Source organism: Mycolicibacterium palauense (assembly GCF_002592005.1).
Taxonomy (GTDB): Bacteria; Actinomycetota; Actinomycetes; order Mycobacteriales; family Mycobacteriaceae; genus Mycobacterium; species Mycobacterium palauense.
The window spans coordinates 65,755-74,436 of record NZ_NVQF01000024.1; the positions used below are offsets into that span (position 1 = coordinate 65,755).

Annotated in this window: 7 protein-coding genes; 1 reads left to right on the plus strand and 6 read right to left on the minus strand. The window is 71.4% G+C overall.

The features are described 5' to 3' along the window. Nucleotides 1–91: 91 nt before the first annotated feature. Nucleotides 92–700 (minus strand): histidine phosphatase family protein, encoded by a 609-nt coding sequence (locus tag CSR00_RS12180; RefSeq protein ID WP_099022652.1) that lies wholly within the window; start codon nt 698–700, stop codon nt 92–94. 103 nt (nt 701–803) lie between these two features. Continuing rightward, nucleotides 804–2,690 (minus strand): alkyl/aryl-sulfatase, encoded by a 1,887-nt coding sequence (locus CSR00_RS12185; protein ID WP_099022653.1) that lies wholly within the window; start codon nt 2,688–2,690, stop codon nt 804–806. Between the two features lie 223 nt (nt 2,691–2,913). Between CSR00_RS12185 and CSR00_RS31560 the strand changes: the two genes are divergently transcribed. Further along, nucleotides 2,914–3,048 carry a hypothetical protein gene (locus tag CSR00_RS31560; protein ID WP_281259703.1) on the plus strand — a complete coding sequence of 45 codons (135 nt, stop codon included), beginning with the start codon at nt 2,914–2,916 and terminating at the stop codon, nt 3,046–3,048. A 76-nt stretch (nt 3,049–3,124) separates the two neighbouring features. Here the strand turns inward: CSR00_RS31560 and CSR00_RS12190 are convergent, their stop codons facing one another. The 4 genes from CSR00_RS12190 to CSR00_RS12205 form a co-directional block, all read right to left on the minus strand. Next, entirely contained in the window at nt 3,125–3,406 is a 282-nt protein-coding gene (locus CSR00_RS12190) for a hypothetical protein (protein WP_099022654.1), read from the minus strand. A gap of 128 nt (nt 3,407–3,534) precedes the next feature. Next, nucleotides 3,535–5,529, minus strand: a complete 1,995-nt coding sequence (locus CSR00_RS12195) for an ArnT family glycosyltransferase (protein ID WP_099022655.1) — start codon at nt 5,527–5,529, stop codon at nt 3,535–3,537. Nucleotides 5,530–5,568: 39 nt separating this feature from the next. Beyond that, nucleotides 5,569–6,834: a bifunctional glycosyltransferase family 2/GtrA family protein gene (locus CSR00_RS12200; protein ID WP_099022672.1), complete on the minus strand. Its 1,266-nt coding sequence runs from the start codon at nt 6,832–6,834 to the stop codon at nt 5,569–5,571. Between the two features lie 44 nt (nt 6,835–6,878). After that, nucleotides 6,879–8,630, minus strand: a complete 1,752-nt coding sequence (locus CSR00_RS12205) for a glycosyltransferase family 39 protein (protein ID WP_099022673.1) — start codon at nt 8,628–8,630, stop codon at nt 6,879–6,881. Between the last annotated feature and the right edge of the window lie 52 nt (nt 8,631–8,682).

Below are 8,682 nucleotides of genomic sequence, written 5' to 3' on the forward strand. Positions count from 1 at the left end.
CCACGTCCCCAGGTACCCGGCTGGACGGTTTGCCCAAACTGTGACACCGGTCTCCGGCCAGCCTAGCCCCACCGGCCCAGTCGCGCTTGGCCTAGCGGCGTTGGTTGCGCGGCAACAGGTCCCACACATGCTCGGTGCCGTTGGTGCTGACGACGGTGACCTGACCGGTACGCGAGTACAGGAGCCGGGTCACCGAGGCGTAGTCGATCGGGAAGGACAGCAGCCGCCGGGTGCCCAGGATCTCGTGCAGCAGCACGTTGATGACACCGCCGTGGCTGAACACCGCGACGGTGTCGGCATGTTCGGCGCCGGCGACGATATCGGCGACCGCCGAACCGATTCGGGCCCGGAAGGAGGTCTCGTCGACACCGCTGGGCAGGTGTCCCCGGGCCATCCGTTCCCAGTCCTGCGGCCGTTCGGCCCTGAGGTCCTCGATGGGCACATAGCCGGCCATCTCCCGGTCGTACTCGGCCAGCCGCTCGTCGATCTCGACGGTCAGGCCCCGTGCAACCGCCACCGGTTCGGCCGTCTGCACGGCCCGCCGCTGTGGACTGCTGACGACGCGGGCCAACGGAAAGCGCTGCAGAGCATCCGGGAGGCGGTCCGCCTGCCGCCGACCGTCCTCGGCGAGTTCGGGGTCCGAGCCCTGCCCGTGATCGCTGCGGTTGGGCAGCGCATGCCGGATCAGAAGCAGCTGCATCTCACGACTCCTCTGCACCTCGAACGTGCACCTCGAATGTGCACCTGCAACACGTGCACCCAGTGACCTGCGGCACCGCGCGGCCCCCGCCGCGGGCTGCCCTTCACGGGGTCACGATGTCGAAATCCGGGTTGGGGCGGTCGAGCACACCGACCAGTTTCTGCAGCGTGGTCGGATCACCGCTGATCTCGAAGCCCGGCGAGCTCTGATCGCCACCGGCCAGGGCCAGCAGCCGCGCCTTGCCGGCGAGGGTGAGGGTCGCGTGCGCCGTCGAGGCATCGGCGTCGGCCTTGCGGTAGACCAGCACCCCGTTGCGCAGCGTCAGCCGGTAGTTGGTGCCGACGTCGGTGAAGGTGACGTCGAGGGCCAGGTCCAGATCCCAGGCCCGGGGTCCGTTGACGCTGATGGCCAGGGTGTCGAACATCTGCTCGGGGGTCAGCTGGGCCAGCAGGGTCGTCGGCGACACCTTGGTGGGGGTGCCGAAGTTGCCGTCGACCAGTTCGGTGGCGCCGGACAGGAAGAAATTTCGCCAGGTGGCGTTCTCGGCGCCGAAGGCCAGCTGCTGCAGTGTGCGGGCATAGAGCTCACGGGCCGCGGCGTGCTTCTCGTCGGTGAAGACTGCATGGTCCAACAGCGTTGCCGCCCAACGGAAATCGCCGTTGTCATAGGCTTCCTGAGCGATCTCGACGACCCGGTCGATGCCGCCGATGGCCTGCACGTAGCGCGGGGCCTGCGCCTCCGGGGGGTGCTGCCACAGCCGCCCCGGGTTGCCGTCGAACCAGCCCATGTAGCGCTGGTAGACGGCCTTGACGTTGTGGCTGACCGAGCCGTAGTAGCCGTGGGTGTGCCAGGCCTTCTGCAGTGCCGGCGGCATCTGGAAGTTCTCCGCGATCTCGATACCGGTGTAGCCCTGGTTGAGCTGGCGCAGCGTCTGGTCGTGCAGGTAGGCATACAGGTCGCGCTGCAACGAGAGATACTCGACGATGCGCTCACGCCCCCAGGTGGGCCAGTGGTGCGAGGCGAACACCACATCGGCGCGGTCGGCGAAGGTGTCGATCGCCTCGGTGAGATAGCCGGACCAGGCGTGCGGGTCGCGGACCAGCGCGCCGCGCAGGGTCAGCAGGTTGTGCAGGTTGTGGGTGGAGTTCTCGGCCATGCACAGCGCCCGGTAGCGGGGGAAGTAGAAGTGCATCTCGGCGGGCGCCTCGGTACCGGGGGCCATCTGGAACTCGATCTCCACGCCGTCGATCGTGTGGGTCTCCCCCGTGGTGGTGATGTCGATGGTGGGCACGATGATGGCGACCTCGCCGGTCGACGGTGTCTGGCCCAGCCCGCAGCCCACCTGTCCCTCGGGGCCGCGGGCCAGGGAGGCGCCGTACATGTAGCCGGCCCGCCGGGCCATCGCCACCCCGGCGTAGACGTTCTCCTGCACCGCGTGCTCGGTGAACCCCTCCGGCGCCAGTACCGCGACCGCGCCGGCGTCGACGTCGGCCTGGGTGGTCACGCCGAGCACCCCCCCGAAGTGGTCGACGTGGCTGTGGGTGTAGATCACCGCCCGGACCGGCCGATCGCCGCGGTGCTCGCGGTAGAGCGCCAGCGCCGCGGCGGCGGTCTCGGTGGACACCAGGGGGTCGACGACGATGACGCCGGTGTCACCCTCGATGACCGTCATGTTCGACAGATCCAGCCCACGGACCTGGTAGATACCCTCGACCACCTCGTAGAGGCCCTGCTTGGCGCACAGTTGCGACTGCCGCCACAGGCTGGGGTGCACGGTCGTCGGCGCTTCGCCGGCCAGGAAGTCGTAGGCGTCGTTGTCCCACACCACCCGGCCGTCGGCGGCGGTGACCACGCAGGGGCTCATCCTGCCCAGGAAGCCGCGCTCGGCGTCGGCGAAGTCGGTGGTGTCATCGAAGGGGAACCGGTCCTGGGCCCCGAGGGCCTCGGTGTGGGCGGTGTCGATGGTGGGTGCGGGGCTGGTCGTCTCCATAGCCCCCTTTTCTACTCCGGGCGGCCTCGGACGAGCTTGCCCGGGCGTCAATAGTCGCCGCACGTTCCGGCAACTCTCATGGACACGTTAATGACTACACCCCGCGGCCTTAGATTTGCCGCATAGCGTCGTGCTCAGTCCACTCGTAAAGGTCGGATTCCGCGCGGTCGAGGGACGCGGGACCCGATCCACGGGTCGGGGGTCGAGAAGGAGGCCTCGCACGATGCTTGTTGACGTTCGGTGGTTCGTCCACCTGCTACGGCGCCGCAGCGGCGTCACACCCTGGCAGCGCCAGGCGCTGCTGGACGCCGCCCACGATCCGCGCGGCGTCGCGGCACCGACCTGGCCGCGCCCCTGAAGACGCGCACCGCTCCGGTGCCGCTCTCCTCACCGTCCGGGCCCGCACGCGGCCCCGTTGACCAGCCGTGGCGGCGTCAGGGTGTGCAGCCGTTGGCGCTGACCCACCGCCCGTTGTAGCCGACGCACGCGCTCGCGTTCGGAGTGAGGTCCTCCGGCAGCGGCGCGTAGTAGTCCGGTGGCGGGGCGTAGTTGGCCACCGCACCCGCGACATCGACGCAGCCGCCGACCGAGACCCGCCGGCCCACGCTGCCGCACACGTCGGCCTCGGCCTCACCGCTGGGGCTGATCGTGGTGATCGTCAGCGGAACCCCGGTCAGCGCCAGCACCGCCGCCGCGGCCGCACTCCACTGCCGCATACGCGGCTGCCTCACACGCGTCATCGCTGCCGTCTCCCGTCCGGGGCCCGTCCCACTCACACCGCTCAAACCGACCCCACTATAAGGGAGCCCGCGGCGACCACCGCCGCACCGGTCGACGGCGCCGGTCACGACGCCTGCAGGTCGTACACCGTGGTCCCGTCGACCGTCCGGGCCACGAAGTTGTCCCGGACCCATGCCGTGATGGGGCTACTCGCCCCGTCCCGTCCGCCGGGGCCTCCGGGGCCTCCGGGGCCGTCCGGGCCGCCGGGGGTGTGGCTGTCACCGGCCAGGAAGTAGCGGATCTGGCCGTCGCGCACGTACTGCTGGAACTGGGCCAGGGTCGGCGAGTCGTCGCCGCCGTTGAAGCCGCCGATCGCCATGATCGACGTCCCGGTGGCCAACTCCAGCCCGCCGGCCTGATGCGAACCGACCGTCGCCGCCGCCCAGCGGTTGTCCGTCGCGGTGAGCAGTTCCTGCAGCTGCGCCGAGGACCCCGGAGTTCCTGACACGGAGGTCCCCGCCGACTGCCCCGGCCCGCCGGGCGGGCCGTGCTGATCGGGCCGGGCGGGCCCGGAGGTGGGTACGCCCCCGCCGTGACTGAGCGACACCGTCTCCAGGGTGTAGGCGGTGGTGCCGGCCAGCCCGAACAGCAGCCCCGCCGCGGCCAGCACCGCGGTGTAGCGCGCGAGCCGGTGGCCGCCGACGACGAGCACCGCCGCCACGGCGATCGCACCGGCCAGCACCGTCCAGCGCAGCCAGGGGTGCCACTGCGGGGTCCGATCCAGCAGGACGAAGTTCCACACCCCGGTGGCGAGCAGCATCACCGCGAGCACGAGGCGGGCGCTGCGGAGTACCCGGCGACGCCACAACTGTGTGACGGCGATGCCCACGACCGCGGCAACGCCCGGCGCGAGCGCGACGGTGTAGTACGGATGCATGATGCCCTGCATGTAGCTGAACACCAGCGCGGTCACCACCAACCAGCCGCCCCAGAGCAGCAGCGCCGCACGCCTCGGCGCGGTACGCGGTGTGCGGCGGGTGAACCACAGCCCGGCCACCAGGCCGATCAGCGCCGCGGGCAGCAGCCAGGAGATCTCGGTACCCATCGACGCACCGAACATCCGGGTGATGCCGGTGTCTCCGCCGAACATCACCCCACCGGGACCACCGCCTGGGCCGCCTGGGCCGCCGGGACCACCGCCACCGTTGGTGGGGTTGCCGTCACCCCCGAGCACCCGCCCCAGACCGTTGTAGCCCAGCGTCAACTGCAGCAGGCTGTTGTCCGTGGACCCCCCGATATAGGGCCGCGCCCCGGCGGGCCACAGGCTGACCAGGGCCACGAACCAGCCGCCGGAGATCACCATCGCGACCAGCCCGGCCAGCAGCGCCCGGCAGCGCGTCCACAGGCTGCCGGGTGCGGCCACCAGCAACACCAGCGCCAGGGCCGGCACCACGAGGAAGGCCTGCATCAGCTTGGCCAGGAAGGCGAAGCCCACGGCCACCCCGGCCAGCGTCACCCATCCGACCAGCCGGCGGCCGCGGTGGGCGCCGGTGCCGGTGTCCAGTGCACGCACCACGCAGTAGCCGGCGGCCACCAGCAACAGCACCAGCAGGGCATCGGGGTTGTTGAACCGGAACATCAACGCCGCCACCGGTGTCAGGGCCAGCGCCGCGCCGGCCAGCAGGCCCGCCCCGGGCCCGTCGGTGCGGCGGACCGCGGCGTAGAGCAGCCAGACCGCGCCGAGACCCATCAGCGCCTGCGGCACCAGCATGCTCCAGGCGCTGAACCCGAAGAGCCGGCCGGAAAGCCCCATCACCCACAGCGCCGCCGGCGGCTTGTCGACGGTGATCGCGTTGCCGGCGTCGAAGGAGCCCAACAGCCACGCCGTCCAGTCCTGGGTGCCGGCCTGCACCGCGGCGGCGTAGTACTCGTTGGCCCAGCCCAGGCTGCCCAGGCGCCACAGGTAGAGCACCGCGGTCCCCGCCAGCAGAACCAGCAGGGCCGGACGTTCCCAGCGGGGCCCGCCATGGTCGGAGATCCACCGCCGCAGGCCATGTGACTGCGGTGGCGGTACGGCGGCGGGCGCCACGCCGGTGGGCGTGTCGTGCGTGATCGTCATTGAGAGTCCTTTCCGGGTGGGCGGGCCGTCAGTGGCCCTTCACTGGCCGTTGCGGCGGGGGTGAAACACCCAGCCGCGCAGCAGGACGAAGCGGACGACGGTGGCCAGCAGGTTGGCCACCACGAGGACGGCGAGTTCGACGGCGCGGGCGGCGTCGCCACCGGCCAGGGTGTGCACCACGGCCAGCGCCCCGCTGGTGAGCGCCAGGCCGATCCCGAAGACGACCAGACCTTCGACGTGGTGACGTCCCACCCGGCTCCGCCCTCGCACGCCGAAGGTCACCCGGCGGTTGGCCGCGGTGTTGGCGACCGCGGTCACCAGCAGGGCCACCAGGTTGGCCCCCTGGGGCCCCAGCGGCGCGTGCAGCGCCAGGAACAACACGAGATAGGCCACGGTGCTCAACACGCCGATGGTGGCGAAGTGCACGCCCTGGCGCAGTAGCGATCTGGGCCTGGCGCGGTGCTCGGCGCCGCCCGCACCGAACTGGGCGGCGATGGCGGCCACCGGGATCTCCCCGGTGGCAAAGCCTTTGAGCAGTCGGGCCACCCCTTTGAGATCCGCGACGGCGGTGGCCAGGATGTCGACGCGGCTGTCGGGGTCGTCGACCCAGTCCACCGGCACCTCGTGGATCCGCAGACCGCTGCGTTCGGCCAACACGAGCAGCTCGGTGTCGAAGAACCAGCCGGCATCCTCGACGTGGGGCAGCAGCGCACGGGCAGCGTCGGCGCGGATGGCCTTGAACCCGCACTGGGCGTCGGAGAACCGCGCCGCCAGGGTCGATTTCAGGATCAGGTTGTAGCAGCGGGAGATGATCTCACGCTTGGGCCCCCGAACCACGCGCGAACCGCGGCCCAGCCGGGTTCCGATGGCGATGTCGGAGTGTCCGGACACCAACGGCGCCACCAGCGGCAGCAGGGCGGCCAGGTCGGTGGACAGGTCGACGTCCATATAGGCCAGCACCGGGGCGTCGGAGGCCGACCACACGGCGTGCAGCGCGCGGCCCCGGCCCTTCTGCCCCAGCCGGTGGCTGTGAACCTCGTGCAGTTCCGCGGCCAGCCGCGCCGCGATGGCCGGGGTCCGGTCCACGCTGGCGTTGTCGGCGATCGTGATGCGGAAGGTGAAGGGAAACTGCTCGCGGAGGTGGCGGTGCAGCCGGCGAACCGAATCCTCCAGCACGGCCTGCTCGTTGTGGACGGGCACCACGACGTCGAGGACGGGCACGCCCAACTCGGCGGCCATCCGGGCGGCGTTGGGCCGGGCGGTGCGGGACGGGTGCGCGAGCTCCCGTTCGAGTTCGATGGTCATGTCCTGATCCAACGTGCCGCCCGTGGGGCCGGCGTTGGTCTTCGCTATGCGTCCGCTGTGACTCGTTCGGTCAGGTCGTAGACGGTGACACCGTCGAACGTGGTTGCCGCGAAGTTCGCGGTGACCCATGCCCGGATCCGTTGTGCGGCATCGCTTCCACTGGCCGGTGCGCGCATCGGGCCCATCATGTCGGCGTCGATGAAATAGTGGATCCGGCCCGCGGCGACGTAGGCCCGGAACTGCTCCGGCGTGGGCGCCGGATCGGTGCCGTTGAATCCGCCGACCGCCATCACCGGGGCTCCACCGGCCAACTGGTAGCCGGCGGCGTTGTTGGAGCCGACGGTGGCGGCCGCCCAGGTGTAATCGCCCGCACCGTCGCGCAGGGCCGCCGTCAACGCGGGGCCGGGTGTGCTGGTGCTCAACAGTCCCGGTGGCCCGCCGAACCCGGTGGTGGGTCCGGCGCTGGGAATGGCCCCGGTGTGCGGGGTCGCGGCGGTGGCCACCGAGTAGGCCAGTGGTGCGGCCAGCATGGCCGCCAACGCCGCACCCCCGGCCGCCGCGGCGATCCTGGGCGCCGACCGGCCCGCCACCAGAAGCACCAATCCGGTGCCCGCTCCGAGCACCAGCACCGACCAGCGTAGCCACGGCAGCCAGTCCGGGTGCCGCTGCAGCAGAACGAAACCCAGACCCGCGGTGATGAGCACCAGGGCGCACAGGGTGGTGGCGGCGCGGATGTCGGTGCGCCGGTGCCACAACAGCGGAAGGCCCGTAGCCAGACCGGCGGCCACCGCGGGGGCCAGCGCCACGGTGTAGTAGGGGTGCACGATGCCGTTCATGTAGCTGAACACCGCGCCGGTCACCAGCAGCCAGCCACCCCAGAGCAGCAGCGCGGCCCGGGTGGGGTCGGTGCGCGGCGCCCTACGGGTGATCACCAGCCCGGCGCCGATGGCGATGACCGCCGCGGGCAGCAGCCAGCCGATCTGGGTGCCCATCTGGCCGCCGAGCAGCCGAGCCCAGCCGACATCGTGGTCGAGGTTGCCCAGGCCACCGACCTCGTCACCGGTCAGCCGTCCCAGCCCGTTGTAGCCCAGCGCCAGTTCCAGGATCGAGTTGTGTTGCGAACCGCCGATATAGGGACGCGACGCGGCCGGCCACAGCGTGACCAGCGCCAGATACCAGCCGGAGCAGACGGCCAGCGCCGCCGCGCCGCCGAGTGTTCGCAGGACCCGGCTGCGCAGCGGCAGATCGGCGCACAGCAGGAACACCGCGGCGAGGCCCGGGGCCACCAGGAGTGCCTGCAACATCTTGGCCAGGAACGCCACCCCCAACGCCGCCCCGGCCGCCGGCAGCCACCAGCGCGCGCCGTCCAGCGCCCGCAGAACGCAGTAGGCCGACACCACCAGCATCAACACCAACAGAGCGTCGGGGTTGTTGAACCGGAACATCAACGCCGCCGCCGGGGTGATCGCCAGCGCCGCGCCGGCCAGCAGGGCGGCCCGCGGCCCCGACACCCGCCGCACGGCCGCGTAGAGAACCGCCACCGCGGTGACCCCCATCAGCGCCTGCGGCACCAGCATGCTCCAGGGGTTGAACCCGAACAGCCGCGCCGAGACGCCCATCACCCACAAAGCGCCGGGAGTCTTGTCCACCGTGATGGCGTTGGCCGCGTCGCTGGACCCGAACAGCAGCGCCACCCCGTCGCGGGTGCCGGCCTGTACGGCGGCGGCGTAGAACCCGTTGGCCCAGCCGCTGGCGCCGAGGTTGTACAGGTAGAGCAGCGCCGTCGCGCCCAGCAGGGCCGCTACCGCCGCCGCTTCCCCGCGTGACCCCTGTCTCCTATACCCATCT